The organism is Nitrospirota bacterium (assembly GCA_013388455.1).
Taxonomy (GTDB): Bacteria; Nitrospirota; Thermodesulfovibrionia; order Thermodesulfovibrionales; family SM23-35; genus JACAFF01.
Genome location: JACAFF010000040.1, coordinates 64,837 through 86,711 on the forward strand (window position 1 = coordinate 64,837; position 21,875 = coordinate 86,711).

Consider the following 21,875-nt stretch of genomic DNA (forward strand, 5'->3'; position numbering starts at 1 on the left):
TCTAAGTATCATGCTTGATCTGAAAATGGGAAAGTATTTCAGTGAGTTTTCTTTGTGAATCATGTATTTTCTGTAAGTTTGCTGAAATTTCTTTGCATCCTTCTCTACTATTTATCAGATTTGATATATCTGAAATCTGCACTTGAATTTCATCTGATATAAGTCGCAACTCTTTTATTCTGGAAGACATAATGCTCAGGAGTTGGTTCATCAGATAGGCTAATTCTTTACCCTCATCTTTTTTTCTTAATCTGACCTCAAAGTTGAAATTACCTTTTATCATCTCTTCGACCGATTTTTCGAACCTATATATAGGACCTGCAAAACGGTGTGTAAGGAACATTGATAAAATAACTACTGAGAAACCTGTTGTTACAATGAATATCCAGTGTGATTCAAGGATTTCCATCAGAAGAACAAGCGGCGTCTTGCCTATCTGAAGATTATAGTCCTTATAAACTACGGTCAGAGTATTGTAGGAAAGAAGGCTGAAAATGAGCGTGAAAATAATACTTCCACCGATTACAAAGATAAAGAAATTAAATATATATTTGCCCTGGAGTTCTTTTTTGATAAAATAGTTTCTCCTTCGCCAATGTCTTTTCATTTTCTATTTCCTCCGATTTTGACCGTTAACATAAATGTTAACTATAGCTTTTTCCCTTAGAGCCGCGACCCAGTCATTTATCATCTTGCTCTTTTTTTTCTCAATCAACATCATCCTGATCTCTTCCTTTTCCTTTGGGGAAATTATCTGTGATGAAACAGGCATCGACCTATCGAGTCTGATAACAACAAATTTTTCTCCTATTTTTATTGGCTCTGTCATATCTCCTTCATTAAGCGAAATAATATCGAATTGTAGCTCGTTGGAAAGTTCATCGAAAGAGATAATTTTTTGCTCTCCATTCTTATATTTACCTTTCTTTGCTTCCTCATAATTATTAAAATTGAAAAAAGTCATATATAATTTTCTACCCCGAAAAGAAATATATTTTTTTAACTCATCATCTTTGATGGTAAGATCAAATGATGATAACTTCCTGTCCATGAGCAACTTAATAAGAGATTGTTCGTAGAAGTTCTGGATGGATTTTCTGAAAGATTCCTCCTTATCAATACCTTCCTTCTGTGCCTCTTGAATCAATAACTCTTTTGTAATCAAAGAATTGATAAATTCCTCTTTATCCTGATAATATGGTGACCTGGTATCATAAAGTTTATTGAATTCATCATTTGAGATTATTCTTTCGTTGATTTTTATTGCAGCGTCTTCTTTTGAAGCAGGTTTAACACTTAATTGATAGCCTATGATGACGGATAAAATGAGTGATATAATAATTATGTAATAAATATAACGCATTTCATAACCTCCTTTGAAAAAGTATATCAGGGAGTCTGGAAAAAGTCATCTGGATATCTGGATATAATGCGTTGTATTAAAAAGCTTTTTCTATATTTTTTCTTGACAATTATTAAATTATATATATATTATTTTAAGTAATTTATATGATATTTAGAAAAATGCTCAGGACCAACTAACTGAATGAGCAAAAAATACTTACTGTTACCAGTAATTATTTTTCTTCTCATACCACGTATTTTATATTCATTTGATTATTATGCCCTTGGCTGCAGACCTGCTGAAGAGGCTAAAAAAAAGAAGCAAGCAATAACGGAAGAAACACCAGCACAAATCCCTCTGCAGCCAGCTGAAAAAGTTATACCCCCTACTCCTGATAAAACAAAAAAGGTCTCTCGATGCGAAATCAAGAAATATAGACAAGCTGGTATTTTCAAGACAAGAAAGGAAGCTGAAAGGTATGCAGAAAAATTAAGAAAAAGCGGTTGCAATACGATTGTCCGAATTGGCTTCACAAAAAGTAAAAAAAAGATATACAGGGTTTACGCAAAAAAATCTGTTTCTAAAACGAAAATGGTAATTTCATCTGCAAAACCACCTGTCGCAAAGGAAACCACAGTTTCTAATGTTCCTGTAAAAGAGGAAAGTCATCCCAGAGATATTGCCCCAACAGAAACAGTTTCGAAATATGTCAGTTCAGTAGAAACTCCCGAAAAGGAATCAGTTTCCATAGCAACGCTTCCTGCTGAACAGGAAAAGACCGTTCAACCGATTAAGCCAAAAGATGAAACACAATATAAGACCGTAGCAGAGAAGAAACCTCTTGAAGAAATGCCCATTGGAAGGGAAAAACCTTCATGGGATATCTTTGGCAGAAGAAGCGGCTATTTACATCCTTTTATTTCCATCACTGAATACTATACAGACAATGTCTTTAATACAAATGATGCTGAAGAAAACGATTTTGTGACCATAATTTCTCCAGGGATATGGATATCAATACCTCATATTTATGACAAGTTACTAAAGATAGAGACCTCTAATATATCACCTGGTGGCTATACACTTAGTAGGTATAAACCAGAGTATTTCAGGCGTTATCAAACATATATTTTTTATAATGCGGATATCGAGGAATTTTCAGAGTTCACTGATGAAGACACTGTAAATCACAGGTTTGAGGGATTTTTTCAATATAATTTAAAGGGTGGTCTTTCTTTCGAGGTTGTTGATCAGTATTTAGATTCACACGATGTTAGAGGCACGGGTATTTCTCAGGAACTGGATACATTCAAGACAAATCTATTCCATGGAATAGGGGTATATGATATAAGTGAAAGATTCAGGCTGCGATTTGATTATTCTCTTTTCTCTGTCAACTATGATGAAGAAAGAAATGATTTTAGAGATCGTAACGACAACTCCATCTATGGATATGTTTTCTATAAATTTCAACCTAAAACAGCACTATTTATAGAATATGAATATCTTGATATTGATTATAAAAAAGAACAGACGTCAAGCAGTATAGAACAACACTATTTTGCAGGTATCCAATGGGATGCAACTGCTAAATCAAAGGGAAGTATAAAGGTTGGATATGGTGTAAAAGAATTTTCGTTTGATAACGAAGAAGATAGTGACTTTATTCTTGAAATTCAGATTGATTACAAATTCACTCCCAAGACTTCCCTCCTTCTTCGGGCATTGAGAAGAACAACCGAAACGAATATTGCAACAACGGATTTTATTCTTTCTAATACATTTGAAGCTGAATATATTCAAAAGGTTACAGGAAAAATTACAGCTGATATAAAACTTGTTTATGAAAATGACAATTACAACGGGCTTTTGACTTTTGCAGGTGAAACAAAAGAAAGAGAAGATAATTATTTTTCGGGAATGTTTTCAATTCAATATGATTTCAGGGAATGGCTGAAAACCGCTATCGGATTTATTCATACAAGAAGGGATTCAAATTTCTCTTCTTTCGATTATAAGACCAATTCAATTTTTTTCAGAATCACAGCTGCCTTATAACCTAACAGCATCCGGGTTACCTTTCGTATATATAAATTTCAATTTGATTTTTTTTATTCTATAATATAAGTTGATGGTCACAATAGAGCGATAAGATGAAAAAATATCACTTTGTGATAATCTTTATGGGTGTTCTCATTTTATCAAATCCCTTTCATTCGTATTGTCAGGATTATATTATAGGTGAAGGAGATGTCCTCAAAATAACCGTTTATGACCATGATGATCTGACAACTGTAACACGGGTAAGTGGTGAAGGAACAATTATATTTCCATTAATTGGTAAAATTGAGGTCAAAGGCTTAACTCTCATCCAGATAGCTGAAAAAATATCAAAACTTCTTGCAGATGGATATATCATAAATCCACAGGTTAATATTTTTATCCAGGAATTCAGAAGTAAAAAGGCATTTATTATGGGAGAAGTCAACAAACCCGGGCTTTATGTCCTTCCTGGACAAACCACATTTCTTGCGCTACTATCTGAGGCAGGTGGATTGACAAAAGATGCGGGTGATAAGGCTATTATAAAAAGAAAAACAAATCCCGACAGTTCAGCTGAAAATATTATCACAGTTGATCTAAAAATGCTTATAGAAAAAGGAGATACTTCGCTCGATATCCCCATCATGGACTCCGATAGTGTATACATTACAAAGGCCGGGGTTTTTTATGTGACAGGTGAGGTAAAAAAACCTGATGCATACAAGTTCGAGGAAGATACAACTGTTATAAAAGCAATAACTATGGCAGGTGGATTTACCGATAAAGCTTCAAAAAGTAGGGTGAAGATTATCCGAAAATCAGAAGGGAAGGAAAAGGTAATAGAAAAGGCGAGTATGGATGAACCTGTTTTACCCGATGACGTGATAGTAGTTCCAGAGAGTTTCTTTTAATAATGGAAGAAAAAGAGATTCATTTAAGAGATTATCTGAAAGTTATTTATAAGAGAAGGTATACTGTTTATACCTTTTTCATCATAGTATGTGTTGTTGTAATCATTGGTACTCTGTCATCTACTCCGCTTTATAAAGCAACTACAAAAGTTCTTATTGAAAAAGTTGAGCCTTATAATCTATCAATGATGTATCCATATTATATGCCTTATGATCCAGAGTTCTATGAAACCCAGTACCAATTAATAAAAAGTAAGTCTGTAGCTGAAAAAGTAGTCAAGATGCTTTCACTCGAAAATACTTATGAGAAGTATTTCAAGGATGCAAAGAAAATATTTTCTGATGATCAAAAAACTTCAAGGACAGAAATTTTAACCAATATAATAAGCAGTGGAATCATTGTTACTCCTGTAAAGAACAGTAAGATAGTAAATATCAGCTTCCTGTCAACGAATCCTGATTTTGCTGAAATTGTTGCTAATACAGTTGCACAGGCATATATTGATGAGATTCTCGAGATGCGGATGAATGCTTCTCGATACTCTCTGGAATGGATGACCAAGAAGGCAGAGGAGGAAAAAATAAAGCTCGAAAAATCGGAGCAAGCTTTACAGGATTATATGAAGGCAAACAATATTGTTACCCTACAGGATAAGATTGCTATAACTCCTGAGAAACTTTCAGAATTTAATGCCCAATTAATCAAGGCAGAGACAAAAAGAAAAGAAATAGAATCGCTTTATTATAAAGTAATGAATTTATCACCTGATTTAAAAGATGCTGAAACAATACCTGCAATCGCATCTGACAATACAATTCAGTCACTGCGCAGTCAGATTCTGAAGGCAGAACAGAATATTGAAGACCTTTCAAAAAAATATGGACAAAAGCATCCTTCCATGATACGGGCACAAGAAGAATTAAAAATACTTGAGCAAAAGAAGGAACAGGAGATTAAAAGGGTCATAGGCACTATAAAAAATGAATACGAATTAGCCAGGGCAAACGAGGCAAATCTTCAAAGAATGCTTTCAAATACAAAAGCTGAAGCCCTTGATCTCAACGAAAAGTTTATAAGGTATGGAGTCCTGACAAGAGAGGTTGAGACAAACAGACAGCTCTATGATGCACTCATTAAAAGAATTAAAGAGCAGAGTGTTACCGAAGAGATACGAGATGTTAATGTGTGGGTTGTTGAAAAGGGAGAGAAACCTGTAACTCCTGTAAAACCGAGAAAAACTCTCAATATACTTTTAGGAATACTGGTAGGTCTTTTCGGTGGTGTTGGAATAGCATTCTTTTTTGAGTATCTTGATAATACCATCAAAACACCTGAAGATGTTGAAGCAAAATTGGGGGTCCCAGTTCTTGGCACAATCCCTCTCTTAGGAGAAAAAGATGATAATATTACAGACATAATCCTGAAAGAACCCCAATCAATTTATGCAGAGAGTTATAAAACTATCCGCACATCCATTTTTCTTTCGTCTTCTGATAAACCACCGCAAAATATACTGATCGTCAGCACAGGGCCAGAGGAAGGGAAGACCGTCACATCTGTGAACCTTGCGGTAACTATTGCAAGGTCTGGACATTCTGTTTTACTCGTTGATGCTGATTTAAGAAAACCTCGCATCCATTCAATCTTTGGATTAAATAATTTAAGTGGATTGAGTACTTATCTTGCAGGAGCTACCCCTGACATAAATACTTTATACAAGAGACCTCTTTCAAATTTTTGTGTTATCTCTTCAGGTCCGATTCCGCCAAATCCTTCCGAACTCCTTGGTTCTAAAAGAATGCAAGATTTTATAAGAATTGTAAATACAGAATTCGAAGTCATCATCTGGGATTCACCACCTCTAATGACTGTCTCAGACACTCTTATTTTAAGCAGGATCACCGATGGAACTATAATTGTAGCAAGAGCTGGCAAGACAACCTACGATATTGTGAGAAAAGGGTTAAATTTACTTCAGGGAAGACGGGAAAATGATATTCACTCTCATGTGCTCGGGATTGTTATCAATGCATTTGATATTAAAAAGGCTGATTATTATCATAAGCTTTATAACTACTACACATCAGATAAAAAAGAAATAAATGTATAATCAAAAACAAATGTCTATTAATAGATAAAAGATTCAGTTTATTTAATGAATATAGATAGACTTGAATCAGTCATTTTTCATATCTATCTTTTCCTCATAATTTTTTCTCCCATTGCTTTTGGAACTGTAGAGCCCTGGTCATTGGGGATAATGGTTTCTTTAACCATCCTTGCACTGATTTTACATCTTTATAGATGTAAGATAGAAAATAACAGATTTCTCTATAGTATACCCGGCATAATACCTTTGATAATATTTTTAGCCTATATTTTTTTTCAGGTTATACCTTTGCCTTCTGACATTATAAGATTCATCTCCCCTGAAACCTATAATATCTACAAAGATACAGTCTTTGCATACAATCCTGACACATGGATCTCCTTTTCTATCAATAAAAAATCCACTTTAATGGAATTTTTCCGAATCTTATCATATGCATCTTTCTATATTCTCAGTATTCAGCTCCTTTCAAAAAAAGAAACATTAAGAAAAACAGTCTCTATAGTAATTATTTTTATCTCAGTGCTCTCTTTCTTTGCTATACTTCAGCACCTTATTTCAAATGAAAAAATCTTTTGGTTCCGGAAATTGACACAGGGTGGAACTCCCTTTGGCCCATATGTAAACCGAAATCATTATGCAGGACTTATGGAAATGATATTTCCAATAGTTGTCAGCATGTTACTTTTTTATAAACCATATATACCTGAAAAATCATTTCGCGAGAAAATCAATGAGATATTCAGTTTGCAGAAAACAAACATATATATGCTATTAGGTTTTTCTTCGATCCTTATCGCTACATCCATTTTTTTGACTCTTTCAAGAAGTGGAATCGTAAGCCTCTGCTTGTCAATGATATTCTTTGGCTTATTATTTATTTCAAAGGGTGTTAGCAGACGGAGAGCAATTATAATAATCATCCTCTCCATTCTTATCATTCTTTCAGTTGGATGGTTCGGATGGGAACCGATATTCGAGAGATTCGAGAAGATTCGAAACCAGCAGGGTAATATAGCAGATCTCAGATTAAAAATCTGGGAAGATAGCAGAAACATTATAAGAGATTTCCCCATAACAGGAACAGGTTTAGGAAGCTTTATCTCTATTTATCAGAAATATCGAACAATACCAGGGGATAAAATTGTTGATCATGCTCATAATGATTATGTAGAAATTTTTGCTGATGGGGGATTGATAGCAGTCTTATTATGTTTCTGGTTTCTTGTCATCATTTTCTATAAATCATATAGAGTTTTCCGGAGAAGACGTGAAGTCTACTCAATATACCTATTTATCGGTAGTATTTCAGGAATCATTGCCCTGCTGATGCATAGTGTTACAGATTTTAATCTCTATATCGGGGCAAATGGGTTATACTTTTTCCTCCTGTGCAGCTTTGTTATATCAGCAGGTCATACCAGATTGAGAGAGGGATTTAATAGCACATATCTGAAAAAAATAAGGATACCACCGAATTTCTTAATTATAGCATTGGGTGTTGTTCTCGTTGCGAGTTTTCTCTTTTATGCTGGAACAATTATTGGAAAATATTATTTTTCATCAATAGAAAAAGAGAATTTACAAAATGAAAAATCAATTGAGAATCTCCAACAAATGAGCAAAAAAGCTTATAAAGCATCATTTTTTGACCCTCTAAATAGTAGATATCATTATGCTATCGCTAATATAGAAAAACTTTTAAAAAATAATCCTGCTGCAATGCACCATTATAGCATCTCAGTAAAATTAAATCCTGTCAATGGTGAATTCCTGCAGAGATATGGACTTCTTCTCTCAGAAATCAATATGTCTGCTGCTGAAACACTTCTTCGTTCAGGAATCAAGTATGAAGCTTATAATCCAGATAGGCAAAAAAGATACGCAGTATGGCTCCTGTCAACTGGACGAAAACAAGACGGAATGAAAATTATTAAAAAGGCCTTATCTATGGAACCAGAAAAAACGAGGGAATATATAACTCTTCTGATACTTCATGGACTAAATGATAATGAAATATTTAATATACTACCAGATAAAGTTGAACCGAATCTTATGTTTGCAGACTATCTTTATAAAACAGGCAAGCAAGATGCTGCTGAGAAAGCATATCTTCATTCCATCGAATTAATAAAAAAACAAGACAATATTAAATCTTCATATTTCTATCCAGTTTATAACTACTATATAAAATCAGGACGTTATGAAGATGCTCTAAAAATCTTAAACATTGCGGTAGAAGAACTGCCCCATGATATTCGGCTGAAGATAGCAAAAGGCGATGTATTAGAAAAGATCGGTCTCTTCGACAGAGCAATTGAAGAATATAAAAAGGCTTTAGATATTAGTCCTGAAAACAAGGAAGCCCAAAAAAAACTAAAAAATATTTTATCAAGGGAGCAAAAAAATTGAAATTGTTTGTTCTTTTCATTTAAATTTATAAATAATGAACCTCAATGGAGGAGTAAATTATCATGGCTGAACTTGGAAAAATAGAAAAACCTTCTGCAGAGAGTTTCTTAAACAAGCGAAAACTTTATTGTGTTGCAAATATATATTCTATTGAAGATGCTCCTGATGAATTCAAAACATTAGTTAATAAATACTGGGATGAAGTTATTCAACAGATTGATAAAATGGAGTCAGCAGGAAAGATAAAAAAAATATTCTGTGAAATTATCTATCAAAATGGAGAAGAGGCACTGAATATACTTTCAAAGATTAATGAACGCATTCCGACGTTTATTAAAAAGAAACTTGAAGAAGGAAGTACCCTATTACCATTGGAAAAAAAAGAAATTTTTGGACCTTATACAGACTGGGGTAATTGCCTCAGGGTTGTGATAACACATGAGGTATTCAAGCAGGTCTTTGAGTTTTATACTGAGTTCTCAGAGAAAAGACTTCAACATATTTTAAATGTTATAGATACAAACCTCTCAGAAACAGATGCAGGACTTCTCATTATGAAAGATGATGACAGGGCTAAACTTCAATTTCCAAAAGATATAGAGGTATTTTTAATAACACCCCCATCTTATGATGATATCATAAGGTGGTTAAGAGATAGTTTCCTGAAGAAATAATCTGCATTATTCTAATTGCATTTTTCGGGTTAAATACTATGTCCTATCTATAAAAAATATTATGTAGGTGAAGAATGAAGATTAGGGTTATTGGCTGTTCAGGTTCTGAGTTCCCGGGGCATAATACCCCTGCTTTTCTTCTTAACAGCGAGATTTTGCTTGATGCTGGAAGTTTTACGTCTGTTCTTAATGAAAGAGAACAGATGAAAATAAAGCATGTCTTTATTACACATGCTCACTTTGACCACATACGTGGTATTCCTTTTTTTACTGATAACATAATCGTCGGTAAAAAGAAACGCAACATTACGATATACAGCATCCAGCCTGTCATCAAAATAATCAAAAGACATCTCTTTAACAGCGCTGTATGGCCTGATTTTACATTGATTCCTGATTCTGACAACGCGATTTTAAACTTCATGAAGATGAAAACAGGTAAATCTCTGGAGATTAACAGTTATAAAATAACCCCCTACAAGGTTAAACATGCTGTTCCTGCAGTTGGATATCTTGTCGAAGATAGAAGAGGAAAATGTTTGTTTTATACTGGAGATACTGGACCAACAAGTGATACATGGCGCAAGCTTGGAACAAGGAAAATACATTGTCTTATCATAGATGTCTCCTTCCCTGATAGCATGCAGAAAATTGCACTCACAACAGGACATCTTACTCCAAGCCTATTAAATAAAGAACTATTCAAATTCCGAAATAAACCAGAAAAGATATGCATCACCCATATAAAACCTCAATATTACAGTGTCATAAAAAGAGAACTCGAAACCTTACGAATAAAAAATCTTAAAATCTTGCATGAAGGAGAAACTCTTATTTTATAGTGTTTATGTTACTCAGAAGTGTTTTCTTTTATTCTATCAATTAATTTCTTAATCAGCATTTTCTGTTGTTCATTCAGATCTATAAACATAATGCCCATCCCAATTCCTGGCTGACAGTATTGAACTTTTGCTTTTACTGTTATATTCTGTTCCCCAAAGGGTATAGTAATTTCAATAACATTCCCTTTTTCAAAAATCTGCATTGCAGAAACATACAGACCACCTTCACTAATATCCATGGTTGTACAATGCTTTGAGCCATCTATAATAATATCTTCATGGAAAGCATATCTTTTATATCTTCTGCGCTCTACTTCATTCTGGATAAGCATAATTATCCCTTAAAAATATTTTGAATTCCGAATTGAGAATATTTATTTTTTGCATACAAAATAACAATATACGATTGTTTTAACTTAATTAATTATACTTTCATTTTAAAATCTTTGCCATACTGAACTTGATTCAGAATCTCTATCGGCAATTTTGTGTTAATATTAAAAACAATTGCATTTTGTAGAAACATAGAGGATGGTTTTGGGAATCAGACATCGAAAAATTAGAAAACCTAAACCCAAAAAGCCGGAGATTGACAAATCAGTTGCTGAGATTGTTCGTGAATTAAAAGCAGATTCATCTGCTTCCTTAAACTACAGGGAACAATCTCTGAAAATTCACGGGCTTGTCTGCGCAAAATGCGGAAGGGAATTCAATTTCAAAAACAGGCATCTCCTTACAGTGCATCATAAAGACGGTAACAGTCAGAACAATCCTGCCGACGGCTCCAACTGGGAAAATCTCTGTGTTTATTGCCATGAAGACGAACACAGCAGAGGGCTCCTTGGGGATTATCTGACAGGAAAGAGCGAGGCACATTGAACAGAAGCAATAAATTTAACTCACTCTTTTAGGTGCCTGTAAAATTCTTCTGGTTTGAGTTCCCTGAAATCTCCATTAAGGGCAAGGTGTTTCCTGATATCCATGCAAAGATGGCATTTTGAGAAATAGCCATCTTCTATTTCTTTGTAACCTGAAGACTTTGCGAATTCGAAAAGCCCTCTCATATTGTTATCCATCAGTAAACCGAGGACAGGATATTGTTCAGTATCTATCCCCTCTTGAAGCAGTTTGTCCAGTTCCCTGCAGTCCCCGAATGATATACCTCCGCAGAAACCAGGTATATAGTTGCCATAGTTATCGAAATGGTTGTGCCAAACACGAAGAAATGGGGTTATACATTCCTGACTGAAAAAATGGTCGGCTGGATATTGAGTTGAATATTCTTTCAAAATATTTTTAAGTTTATAAGGTGCTCTTCCCATAATAAAAAATTCAACATCTCTGAGCAGGTCTTCCTTCTTCTCCAGTTTCTGATATTCCTCAAAGGGCACTCTGTCCTTTATGCCAAGATGGAGAAACCTTTTATAATATTCGAGCTGATAGACCATCGTATTACTTCCGAAGACATCAAGGCTTATACGTATCGTCCTTTTTGTCCTCTCAAAAGGGACGTATTCGAGATAGAATGGGTTAACTGAAATCATAATGCCCCTTAAACCTTTTTTCTTCAGCAGCTTGAGCTTCTCTTTCGTGGTTGCATCGTCAACAGCCCAGAAACAGTTAGTCTCTACAAAAGTTGAAGGGATATTAAGCCTGTCAGCTATCTCCACTGCCTTACACAGCAAATCAAAATACAGAAACGGCTCACCACCTGTAAAGTGGAGACCGTCACTCAGACCAACCTTCTTCGGGCCAAAAACACTCGGCATTATCTTTCCTGAAAGCTGTTTGAGTATCTTTTCGAGGTCATCTTCAGAAATAGGGTCTGCTTTCCATTTTTGCGAGCAGGCGTATATGCAGTGCCTGCACTCTGCAGAACATTTATAGGAAAGAATCAGTCCGCCGGAAGTCGGTTTTGGTATCTTCTTTACTGGCATGAAACTATTTTAGCCTCCAATTTGAAATTTTCCAACCCTTGCGCATATTTCCTGAAAGTTAAAATGCCATTTGCTCTGCTTAATTAACCTCTGCCTATCCAGTTTCTACAAGGAAAACACAAGGGGTAAGGTAAGATGAAAAAATTAGAAAACTATGGAAAAGTTAAGACACATATGCGACATTAAGGGGTGATTGTTTCTGGGGTCGCACCTTGACAAAAGACAAAGTGACCTTACGTAATCCCTTTTACTCAAAGATATAGATTGGAGAATATTTCAGTAATTTAAGTTATTCTGCAGTAGCAAAGATATATGAACGGTTTAAAAGAAGATTGAAAGAAGACACAAGATTAAGAAGAGAGGTAGAGAAAATAGAGAGACAATTGTTCTATGTCAAGGTGTGACCCCAAACAAAGCAGACCGAATTCTCACAGAACTCTTCGTGCCTAAATAATCTATAATTTTGCCTATTTCTTTTGATATTGTGGAATCATCTTTCAAATATCTGGTGATAACCGATGGGTCTTTTTGAAGATAAGATGCTATTTATTTACACTTATACCCAAATTCCCTTGCTGTAATAAATGCCCAACAGTCCTGTATCTCCTGTTGTAATACATTGTGTAAATCTGGTTTATACCCTGAAGAATTTTTGAGGGCTGATATATTTCTGAAAATCATCATCCCCTTTGAATACCCTCTGGAGTTGATTCCCACGGGTGATGACATGATAAAATGCTCCTTCATACTCTATCCTTGGCTTCCTTGCCATGCATCAAGATAGCATATCATCTGTTATCATCTATCAATTCGCAATAAACAAGTCTGACCCCATTCTTTTCACCTCCCAACCTCTATCACTTCCTGAGAGGGTTAATTGAGGAAGCTATGACTGAATTTTTCGGTTGCTACTGAAAATATTATCTGTTTGTGTATTACTTCTTCAGGCCAAACGCTATGTCTTACACCTTACACCATTTGTCTAAACCAACGGGATCAAAAACGTTAAAGAAAAGTTAAAATATGATATAATTTTTGAAAATAAGGTAAAAAGTGGAGCTATGTTTATATATTTCTGCATCAAATAAGAAACCATGAAACTTGCTATTTTCTGCGATATACCACCCAGAGAGAAATAATCGGTATTTTTAAAATGGGATATATATGGGAGAATCTTTAGAGCCTATTTCCAAAAAGTGGAATGGGATTTTTTGGTTTTGATTTTTAGGAGACCAATGCAACAGAGGGGATTCACTTTTACCAAGAAACCCTTTCTTTACAAAGGATCGATAAATTCCTCCTTGGTAATCTATCCGATAAATGATAATGGACAGAGAACAGGTACAATGCTTTTTATTGACAACAAAACAATAAAATTTATAAAGAATGCTATTAAAGAAAAAGGCATAATTCAAATGGGTGCTTGTCGTGATAATCCGCCACCTAATTCACTTGGGAAAATGCTTCAGGGGATGGGTAAATCTCCTCAGTTTCTAAGTTATGTCTTGCCTCTTTTAGAACAAGAAGGTTTTTTAACCTCTTATAAGGAAGGAAAAGCTTTTTGGGTTAAAAAAACTGCTTCTAGAGAAATAAATTCTATAAATAAGACCCAGATAGATGGAAAAGGTGATATTGAAATTCCTGATAAAGACGAATTCATAAAGGGCTGTAATGCTTTTAAAAAGCGTGAGAAGCGTGATTCTATGTATAAAGTTGCCACATTCTTAGTTAAACATTTTTGGGGTAGTCCAAGAGATATGTCCGATGCATTAGGAATTTTATTATTTACATGGAACCACGCATTCTATAGATATGGCTTGTTTGACTATGACAAGCTCGAAAAGTGTATAAAGAATAACATCCCAAAACTTGAAGAGTTCAGAAATAGAAATATTTTTAATTTAAAGAGAGATGACGAAAGAGACATCAAAAACCTTTTCAATAACTTTCATAAAGCGTTACAAATAAGTGAAGGGAGATTAAAAGGCAAATCAAGCCCGGTAGCAGTCTCAAAAGCTCTGCACCTATTAGCTCCTGACTTTTTGCCTCTTTGGGATAATAAAATAGCACAAGCCTATGGATGTTACTATTCTGTAAACCCTGCTGAAGAATATGTTAGATTTTGTAGAATAGTAAAAGCTATTGCAGAACAAGTAAAAGATTTCATATCTCCAACTGATAAGACTATTCTCAAGTTAATTGATGAATACAATTATTCAAAATACACTCAGGAATGGATTTAAAGGTGAATAAAACTAACTTAGACGTAAGCACCCTTGAAAATTGGTTATGGGAGGCTGCTTGTAAAATAAGGGGTGAAATTGATGCTCCTAAGTATAAAGATTACATTCTACCTCTAATTTTCCTCAAACGCCTTTCGGATGTTTTTGAAGATGAGATAAACAACCTTAAAGATGAATACGGAAATCAACCCATAGCTGAAGAAATAGCTTCTGAAGACCACTCAATTGTCAGATTCTTTCTACCTGTAGATGCAAGATGGACGAACATATCAAAACAGACAACAAATATCGGTGAATACCTGACAAGTGCTGTCCGTTCTATTGCTAAGGAAAATCCAAAACTTCAGGGTGTCGTTGACATAGTAGATTTTAATGCTACAGCAGCAGGGCAGAGAATTATCAGCGATGACAGACTAAAGGCTCTAATAGAAGTTTTAGGAAGATACAGGCTCGGTTTGAAGGATGTAGAGCCTGACATATTGGGAAGGGCTTATGAATATCTTTTGAGAAAATTTGCTGAAGGCTCTGGACAGAGTGCTGGAGAATTCTATACGCCCAGAGAAGTTGCAATATTAATGTCTTACATCTTAGACCCTGAACCAGGAGATGAAATTTATGACCCTTGTTGTGGCTCTGGAGGACTTCTTATCAAAAGTTATTTGCGCTTCAGAGGGAAATTTAAAAATAATTTCTCAGTTACACCTTTGAAATTTTATGGACAGGAAATATTACACACCACTTATGCTATGGCAAAGATGAATGCTTTTATTCATGACATGGAAACAGATATCGCGCTCGGAGACACTATGAATAACCCAAAGTTCCTCAATTCTGATGGTTCTCTCAAGAAGTTCGATAAGGTTACTGCCAATCCAATGTGGAATCAAGATTTTGCACAATCTACTTATGAAAAAGATGCATACAATCGTTTTATTTATGGGTATCCCCCTTCTTCAAGTGCAGACTGGGGATGGATTCAGCATATGTTTGCTTCTTTGAACGAGAAAGGGAAAATGGCAGTGGTCTTGGACACAGGAGCAGTTTCAAGGGGAAGTGGTAATCAGGGTGCAAATAGGGAAAGAGATATACGGAAAGCCTTTGTAGAAAAAGATTGGGTGGAAGCAGTTATCCTGATGCCTGAGAACCTGTTCTATAACACCACAGCCCCAGGAATCATTTTAGTCATAAATAAGAAAAAGAAGAAAAAGGGTGAAATTATTCTTATCAATACCTCAAAGCTCTTTTCCAAAGGCAGACCCAAAAACTATCTGACTGATGAGAACATTCAGAAGGTTTATGAAGTTTATTCAGGGTGGAGGGATGAGGAAGGTATCAGCAAGGTTATCAAGAATGAAGAAGCAATAAAGAATGACTATAACCTCAGTCCTTCAAGATATGTTTCACAGAATGGTGGAGAGGAAGTTTTACCAGTAGAAGAAGCAATAGTTTTGTTAAAAGAGGCAGAGGAAGAAAGGGCAATCGCTGATAAGAAGTTAAAAGACATTTTAGAAAAGATGGGATTTGAAATATGATTTCATTAATAGCTCCCCTCGTATTTTAGGAAGGGGTAGTAACCTGATGCATTATTTTATTTCTAAACAACCACCCCTGACCCCTCCTTAATCAAGGAGGGGAGTTTGGAGAAGGCTGACTCAAAATGAGAATGGGACGAAATGAATAATTCAAACGGCTTCAGAATGACAGAGATAGGATTATTGCCGGAAGACTGGGAAGTGAAGAAACTGAATCAGTTGTTTGAAATACAGCAGGGTAAAGCATTATCGCCAAAACACAGAAGGGGTATATCACCGTATCCATTCTTAAGAACATCAAATGTTTATTGGGGCAGGATAGATTTAACAAATTTAGATTACATGGATTTCTCTACAGAAGAAGTTGATAAAATGGCATTAAGGACTGATGATTTGCTTATTTGTGAAGGTGGTGATATAGGGAGAACAGCAATGTGGTCAGGTCAAATTAAAAAGTGCTGTTATCAAAATCATCTTCATCGCCTGAGACCTTTAAGAAAAAATGAAGCATTCCCCAAGTTTTTTATGTATTGGATGCAAGCCTCTATGTTACTGCTTGGATTATATGTTGGTGCAGGAAATAAGACAACAATTCCAAATCTTTCAAGAGCGCGATTAGGAGAGTTTCAGCTACCATTACCTTTCTTCTCCGAACAACAAAAAATTGCCTCTGTTCTTTCAGCCGTACAGGAAGCAAAAGAGAAAACTGAAAATGTCATTAAAGCATTAAAGGAATTCAAGAAATCCATGATGAAGCATCTTTTCACCTATGGACCTGTGCCTTACCCCCCTTCATCCCCCCTTAATAAGGGGGGAATAGAGGGGGGTGTGCCTTTGAAAGAGACAGAGATCGGGATGATTCCTGAGCATTGGGAAGTGAGTATGCTTGGCAAATATTGCAAGGTCTTAACTGGTGGAACTCCAAAAACTAAAGTTAAGGAATATTGGCTTCCTGCTGAAATCCCATGGATGAAATCAGGTGAAATTCAGGGTAGTGTTATAACTAAAATTGATACATATATATCAAAAAAAGGGTTAGAAAATTCAAATGCAAGGCTTCTACCTAAAAATACCGTTGTGATTGCCCTAGCAGGAAGGGGGAAAACAAGAGGTACAACGGCTATTCTAAAGACAGAATGTGCATGTAATCAGTCTGTAGCTTGTATGATCTCTAATGAACAACTCCACTATTATTATCTTCATTACTATCTTTCTTTTATTTACGTTTATATAAGGAATCTTACTGGTGATAAAGACAGAAGTGGTTTGAACCTACAGATAATACAGAGAATACCTCTTATTCTTCCTCCTCTCACTGAGCAACATCAGATTGCCGAATCTTTATCAGCCATTGATAAAAAGATAGAAGCTGAAAATACCAAGAAGAATTCGTTAGAAGCTCTTTTTAAAACTTTGCTTTCTCTTTTAATGACAGGTAAAATTAGGGTCAAAGACCTTGATATATAAGGGTGAATTAAAAAGAGAAACTGAATGCTATTTGTAGATTACGAAGGAAGGAACATAAGATTATCTGAGGAACGGTGGAAACATATTCAAGAAAGACATCCCGAAACAGTTGGCAAGGAAAAATTTATTGAAGAAACAATTTCGATGCCTGATTTCATACAGGAGGGAAATAAAGGGGAATTGATAGCAATCAGAAAGTATAAAAAAACCCCAATTACTGAAAACAAGTATTTTGTTGTAGTATATAAATTACAAAAGACAGATGGTTTCCTCATTACATCATATTTCACAAGGAGACCGTCTTTCAGGAGGAAATTGATATGGAAAAAATAAAACTTCCACAGGGTAAAACTGTAAACAGCTACTACGACGAGGAGGCAGATGTTCTTTATGTGTCCTTTGGAGAACCTAAGACAAGTGAAACTCTGGACACAGGAGAGGATTTGTTGATTCGCTTTGATCCTGTTACAGGGGAAATTACAGGGTTTACTATTCTCAATTTTTCAGAGTTCGGGCAGGAAATTGAAGAATTGGTCAGTGCAACTGCAACACGTTAGAATACTTTAAACAATGCCGTTAGGCAACGAAAGACAATCTGTTCAAAATCCCCTTATAAAATACACTGCCGAAATCAACTGGACTTACATAACACCCGATGATGCTCTGAACTGGAGATGTGGAGAGACAGGGCTTGTCTTCAGAGATACCTTTATTACCCAACTACAAAAGCTCAACGCTTTCATGACCCAGAGCCTTTCTGAGGAACTGCTAAAGAAAATAGAAACACTCCCGTCAAACATTGAAGGCAACCTTTCAGCATGGGAATACCTCAAGGGGTTAAAGCAGGTCTTTGTCCCCGATGAAAAGAGAGAAAGAAATGTCAGGTTCATAGATACAGAAAATATATATAACAACACCTTTCATGTCACCGATGAATTCAGCTTTACTAATGGCAGGAAGACAATACGGGCAGATATTGTGTTCCTAATCAATGGTATCCCAGTCTTTATTGCAGAAACAAAATCAGCTCATAAGATTAATGGCATTGCAGAATCCCTTGACCAGATACGGAGGTACCACAATGAAGTCCCTGAGATTATGGCTATACTGCAGATATATGCCCTTACTCATCTAATCCGTTATTACTATGGAGCGACTTGGAACACCATAAGAAAGGGTCTTTTCAACTGGAAGGAAGAACAGGAAGGAGACTTTGAAACTCTCGTAAAATCCTTCTTTGACAAAGAAAGGATAATCAGAATCCTAAATGACTTTATTCTGTTTACAAGGCAGGATGATGAACTTAAAAAGGTAGTTCTAAGACCTCATCAGATGAGGGCAGTGCAGAAGATTATTTCACGTGTTGAAGATAAAGCCAAAAAGAGAGGCTTAATATGGCATACGCAGGGGTCAGGGAAAACTTATACCATGATTGTAGCTGCCAAAGAGATAATCGAAAATCCACTGTTTGATAATCCCACCGTCATCATGCTTATAGACAGAAATGAACTTGAATCACAGTTATTTGGAAACCTTTCATCTGTTGGTTACACACAGAAAGAATTGGAAGAAATAGAGATACAAAGCAAAAGAGATTTACAGAAAGCCCTTCAGGAGGATAAAAGAGGTCTGATTGTATCAATGATACATAAGTTTGAGGGGATGCCAGAGAATATTAATACGAGAGATAATATTTTTGTCCTTGTTGATGAAGCCCATAGAACTACTGGAGGAAAATTAGGTAATTACCTGATGGGAGCTTTGCCCAATGCTACCTATATCGGATTTACAGGAACACCAATTGATAAGACATCATATGGTAAAGGCACATTCATAACATTTGGCATAGATGATCCACCAAAGGGCTACCTTGATAAATATGGTATAGCTGAATCAATAGAGGACAACACCACCGTTCCCCTTCACTATACCCTTGCACCTAACGAGCTTCAGGTGGATAAGGAAGTCCTCAACAGGGAATTCCTCGAGCTTGCCGATGCAGAGGGAATAAGTGACATTGAGGAATTGAATAAAGTCCTCGAAAGGGCTGTTAATCTGAAAAACATGCTCAAGAAAGAAGAACGCATGGAGAAGATAGCCAAATACGTTTCAGACCATTTCAAAGAATATGTAGAGCCAATGGGATATAAGGCTTTTCTTGTTGCTGTGGATAGAGAAGCCTGCACTATATATAAACGTATGCTCGATAAACATCTCCCAGTTGAATACTCAAAAGTTATAATCAGTCCAGGTTTTAATGACCCTGTTGAATTATCAAGGTTTCATCTAACTGAAGAAGAGGAGAAGAGAATAAGGGTCGCATTTAGAAAACCTGATGAACTACCCAAAATACTTATCGTAACGGAGAAACTTTTAACAGGCTTTGATGCTCCAATTCTTTACTGCATGTATCTGGATAAACCTATGCGTGACCATGTGCTCTTACAGGCAATAGCACGGGTAAATAGACCCTATGAGGATGGGGAAAGCAGAAAGAAACCTTCTGGATTTATCCTTGACTTTGTAGGAATATTCGATAATCTCGAAAAAGCCCTTGCATTTGACTCGTCAGACATTAAAGGAATTGTTCATGACATTGAGATTTTAAAGACAAGGTTTGCCGAACTAATGGAACAGGCAAAGAGTAATTATCTGCGCCTTATCAAAGATAAATCACAAGATAAAGCAGTTGAGGTAGTTCTCAATCATTTTATGGATGAAGAAACAAGGCATGAGTTTTATACTTTTTTTAAGGAAATAGCAGATATCTATGAGATACTATCTCCTGATGCCTTTTTGAGACCTTACATAAATGATTATGAAACATTAACGAGGTTCTACAGAATATTGAAAGAGGCATATGATCCAGGTATTTCTATCGACAGGGACTTCTTAAGGAAAACAGTAAAGCTCGTTCAGGAACATACTGAGAGTGGAGCAATAAAACCAGCCCTTGAGATCTATGAGATTAATGAGGAAACCTTAAAGAAGATTGAAGAAAGCAAGGCATCAGATACAGAGAAAATATTTAATCTTATAAAAAGTATCACAAAGACTATCCAAGAGAATGTTGATACTTCACCATATCTTATATCTATTGGTGAAAGGGCGGAAGAAATTGCAAGGCTTTTCAAAGAGAGACAGCTCACAACGCAGAAAACTCTGGAAGAACTTAAAAAGATTATAGAGGAGATTAATTCAGCAAAAAAAGAACAAATAGATAAGAATATGCCTGTTGAGGTCTTTGCTACTATGTGGCTGTTCAAAAAAGAGGGTGTCGTCAATGCTGAAGAAAATGCGATACAGATGAAAAAGGCTTTTGAGCAATACCCTCATTGGAAAACAAGCGAGGCTCATCAGAGAGAGATTACTAAACAGTTTTATAAAATCTTGGTCAAAGCAGGTATAAAGAATTGCGTTGATATTGTTAAAAAGGTAATGCGGATATTGACAGGGAGGACAAGATGATTACCCCTAATGAATTGAAACAGGAAGTTCTGCAATGGTCTCAACGTATAGGGGTTAAGCCTGTTGAGATACATATTCGTAAAATGAAAAACAAATGGGCAAGTTGCTCAATCAGGGGAAGAATTACCTTGAACTCCGATATTCTGAAGCTGACAAAAAAACGCCTCGATGAAGTCATAGTCCATGAGCTCCTTCATCTAAAATATCCAAATCACGGGAAGATGTTTAAGGCATTGATAAGGAGTTATCTGAAGTGATTGTTTAATCCAATAGCAATGGATGTCATTGTGACCGGATCAGTTAACATTATCTTTTATCTTCTCTTATACAAACCTATAATCTGAGTTTGTTCAATGATATGACCTTTCATTGCCTTCTCAAGGTCAGAAGTACCCGCTTCGGCTAACCAACCAATTTGTCAAACTCCTCAACAGTTATCGCAGGGAATGTTGTGAAGGAAATGCCAGTGGATTTAGTAAGGTCAACTGATACCTTCATTACTTCGGAAATCCCTGGAAAATCAACTATAAAAGCTAAGTCATAAATTCCTATTAGGGAATACATCGAGTTTACCTTTCCTCCGTTTTTCTCAATGAGACTGACTACCTTTTTTGTTCGTGTTGGAGTAATCCCCTATCTTGTTCATTTCTCCCAAAGAGGACGGAAGACATAATTCCTTTAAAGTTACGATTTAATGACGATGGAAGATGGTCTGCTGAACAATCAATGTAAGTGCTTGTTTATATGGTAGGCGCGAAGGGGATTGAACCCTTGGCCTCTTCCGCGTCAAGGAAGCGCTCTCCCACTGAGCTACGCGCCTATTATAGAGTAATTAAAATAACATTTTTAGACTCAAGTCTGTCAACCTCTAAAATTCCGGAAAAATTTGA

The 21,875-nt window shown here is 35.7% G+C and carries 20 protein-coding genes and 1 tRNA gene; 14 read left to right on the forward strand and 7 right to left on the reverse strand.

Annotated features, from left to right (window positions below; translation table 11 throughout):
* Nucleotide 1 precedes the first annotated feature (1 nt).
* Both HXY53_09350 and HXY53_09355 read right to left on the reverse strand, forming a co-directional pair.
* A complete protein-coding gene (locus HXY53_09350; GenBank protein ID NWF76752.1) occupies nucleotides 2-607 on the reverse strand; it encodes a methyl-accepting chemotaxis protein in 606 nt (201 codons plus the stop codon).
* A gap of 3 nt (nucleotides 608-610) precedes the next feature.
* Nucleotides 611-1,363 carry a hypothetical protein gene (locus HXY53_09355; GenBank protein NWF76753.1) on the reverse strand — a complete coding sequence of 251 codons (753 nt, stop codon included), beginning with the start codon at nucleotides 1,361-1,363 and terminating at the stop codon, nucleotides 611-613.
* 183 nt (nucleotides 1,364-1,546) lie between these two features.
* Between HXY53_09355 and HXY53_09360 the strand changes: the two genes are divergently transcribed.
* The 6 genes from HXY53_09360 (at nucleotide 1,547) to HXY53_09385 (ending at nucleotide 10,338) form a co-directional block, all read left to right on the forward strand.
* Entirely contained in the window at nucleotides 1,547-3,403 is a 1,857-nt protein-coding gene (locus HXY53_09360) for an outer membrane beta-barrel protein (protein ID NWF76754.1), read from the forward strand.
* 95 nt (nucleotides 3,404-3,498) lie between these two features.
* A complete protein-coding gene (locus tag HXY53_09365; protein NWF76755.1) occupies nucleotides 3,499-4,299 on the forward strand; it encodes an SLBB domain-containing protein in 801 nt (266 codons plus the stop codon).
* A gap of 2 nt (nucleotides 4,300-4,301) precedes the next feature.
* Nucleotides 4,302-6,410 (forward strand): polysaccharide biosynthesis tyrosine autokinase, encoded by a 2,109-nt coding sequence (locus HXY53_09370; GenBank protein ID NWF76756.1) that lies wholly within the window; start codon nucleotides 4,302-4,304, stop codon nucleotides 6,408-6,410.
* Between the two features lie 45 nt (nucleotides 6,411-6,455).
* Nucleotides 6,456-8,822: an O-antigen ligase family protein gene (locus HXY53_09375; protein ID NWF76757.1), complete on the forward strand. Its 2,367-nt coding sequence runs from the start codon at nucleotides 6,456-6,458 to the stop codon at nucleotides 8,820-8,822.
* A 62-nt stretch (nucleotides 8,823-8,884) separates the two neighbouring features.
* Nucleotides 8,885-9,496: a hypothetical protein gene (locus HXY53_09380; protein ID NWF76758.1), complete on the forward strand. Its 612-nt coding sequence runs from the start codon at nucleotides 8,885-8,887 to the stop codon at nucleotides 9,494-9,496.
* A gap of 74 nt (nucleotides 9,497-9,570) precedes the next feature.
* The gene (locus HXY53_09385) at nucleotides 9,571-10,338 is read left to right on the forward strand and encodes a 3',5'-cyclic-nucleotide phosphodiesterase (GenBank protein NWF76759.1); all 768 of its coding nucleotides are present in this window, start codon (nucleotides 9,571-9,573) and stop codon (nucleotides 10,336-10,338) included.
* 8 nt (nucleotides 10,339-10,346) lie between these two features.
* Here HXY53_09385 and HXY53_09390 read toward each other — a convergent pair whose 3' ends face one another.
* Nucleotides 10,347-10,670 carry a PilZ domain-containing protein gene (locus HXY53_09390; GenBank protein ID NWF76760.1) on the reverse strand — a complete coding sequence of 108 codons (324 nt, stop codon included), beginning with the start codon at nucleotides 10,668-10,670 and terminating at the stop codon, nucleotides 10,347-10,349.
* Nucleotides 10,671-10,869: 199 nt separating this feature from the next.
* Between HXY53_09390 and HXY53_09395 the strand changes: the two genes are divergently transcribed.
* On the forward strand, nucleotides 10,870-11,217 hold the full coding sequence (locus HXY53_09395) for an HNH nuclease family protein (protein NWF76761.1): 348 nt from the start codon (nucleotides 10,870-10,872) through the stop codon (nucleotides 11,215-11,217).
* Nucleotides 11,218-11,237: 20 nt separating this feature from the next.
* On the opposite strand, the gene HXY53_09400 is transcribed toward HXY53_09395, so the two are convergent.
* Both HXY53_09400 and HXY53_09405 read right to left on the reverse strand, forming a co-directional pair.
* A complete protein-coding gene (locus tag HXY53_09400; GenBank protein NWF76762.1) occupies nucleotides 11,238-12,275 on the reverse strand; it encodes a radical SAM protein in 1,038 nt (345 codons plus the stop codon).
* A gap of 634 nt (nucleotides 12,276-12,909) precedes the next feature.
* On the reverse strand, nucleotides 12,910-13,047 hold the full coding sequence (locus tag HXY53_09405) for a hypothetical protein (GenBank protein NWF76763.1): 138 nt from the start codon (nucleotides 13,045-13,047) through the stop codon (nucleotides 12,910-12,912).
* Nucleotides 13,048-13,576: 529 nt separating this feature from the next.
* On the opposite strand from HXY53_09405, the gene HXY53_09410 reads away from it, so the two are divergent.
* From HXY53_09410 to HXY53_09440, 7 genes are all read left to right on the forward strand, one after another.
* The gene (locus tag HXY53_09410) at nucleotides 13,577-14,518 is read left to right on the forward strand and encodes a hypothetical protein (protein ID NWF76764.1); all 942 of its coding nucleotides are present in this window, start codon (nucleotides 13,577-13,579) and stop codon (nucleotides 14,516-14,518) included.
* Complete coding sequence (locus tag HXY53_09415; GenBank protein ID NWF76765.1) at nucleotides 14,509-16,050, forward strand: SAM-dependent DNA methyltransferase; 1,542 nt, start codon at nucleotides 14,509-14,511, stop codon at nucleotides 16,048-16,050. Before HXY53_09410 ends, HXY53_09415 begins: the two co-directional genes overlap by 10 nt.
* A 141-nt stretch (nucleotides 16,051-16,191) precedes the next feature.
* The gene (locus HXY53_09420) at nucleotides 16,192-17,517 is read left to right on the forward strand and encodes a restriction endonuclease subunit S (GenBank protein ID NWF76766.1); all 1,326 of its coding nucleotides are present in this window, start codon (nucleotides 16,192-16,194) and stop codon (nucleotides 17,515-17,517) included.
* A gap of 24 nt (nucleotides 17,518-17,541) precedes the next feature.
* Complete coding sequence (locus HXY53_09425; GenBank protein NWF76767.1) at nucleotides 17,542-17,850, forward strand: hypothetical protein; 309 nt, start codon at nucleotides 17,542-17,544, stop codon at nucleotides 17,848-17,850.
* Nucleotides 17,838-18,074: a DUF2283 domain-containing protein gene (locus HXY53_09430; GenBank protein ID NWF76768.1), complete on the forward strand. Its 237-nt coding sequence runs from the start codon at nucleotides 17,838-17,840 to the stop codon at nucleotides 18,072-18,074. Before HXY53_09425 ends, HXY53_09430 begins: the two co-directional genes overlap by 13 nt.
* Before the next feature lie 13 nt (nucleotides 18,075-18,087).
* Nucleotides 18,088-20,985, forward strand: a complete 2,898-nt coding sequence (locus HXY53_09435) for a type I restriction endonuclease subunit R (GenBank protein ID NWF76769.1) — start codon at nucleotides 18,088-18,090, stop codon at nucleotides 20,983-20,985.
* On the forward strand, nucleotides 20,982-21,242 hold the full coding sequence (locus HXY53_09440; protein ID NWF76770.1) for a M48 family metallopeptidase: 261 nt from the start codon (nucleotides 20,982-20,984) through the stop codon (nucleotides 21,240-21,242). The genes HXY53_09435 and HXY53_09440 overlap by 4 nt, the downstream gene beginning before the upstream one ends.
* Before the next feature lie 145 nt (nucleotides 21,243-21,387).
* On the opposite strand, the gene HXY53_09445 is transcribed toward HXY53_09440, so the two are convergent.
* Complete coding sequence (locus HXY53_09445; GenBank protein NWF76771.1) at nucleotides 21,388-21,615, reverse strand: GYD domain-containing protein; 228 nt, start codon at nucleotides 21,613-21,615, stop codon at nucleotides 21,388-21,390.
* A gap of 115 nt (nucleotides 21,616-21,730) precedes the next feature.
* Nucleotides 21,731-21,805 (reverse strand) — tRNA-Val (locus tag HXY53_09450).
* Between the last annotated feature and the right edge of the window lie 70 nt (nucleotides 21,806-21,875).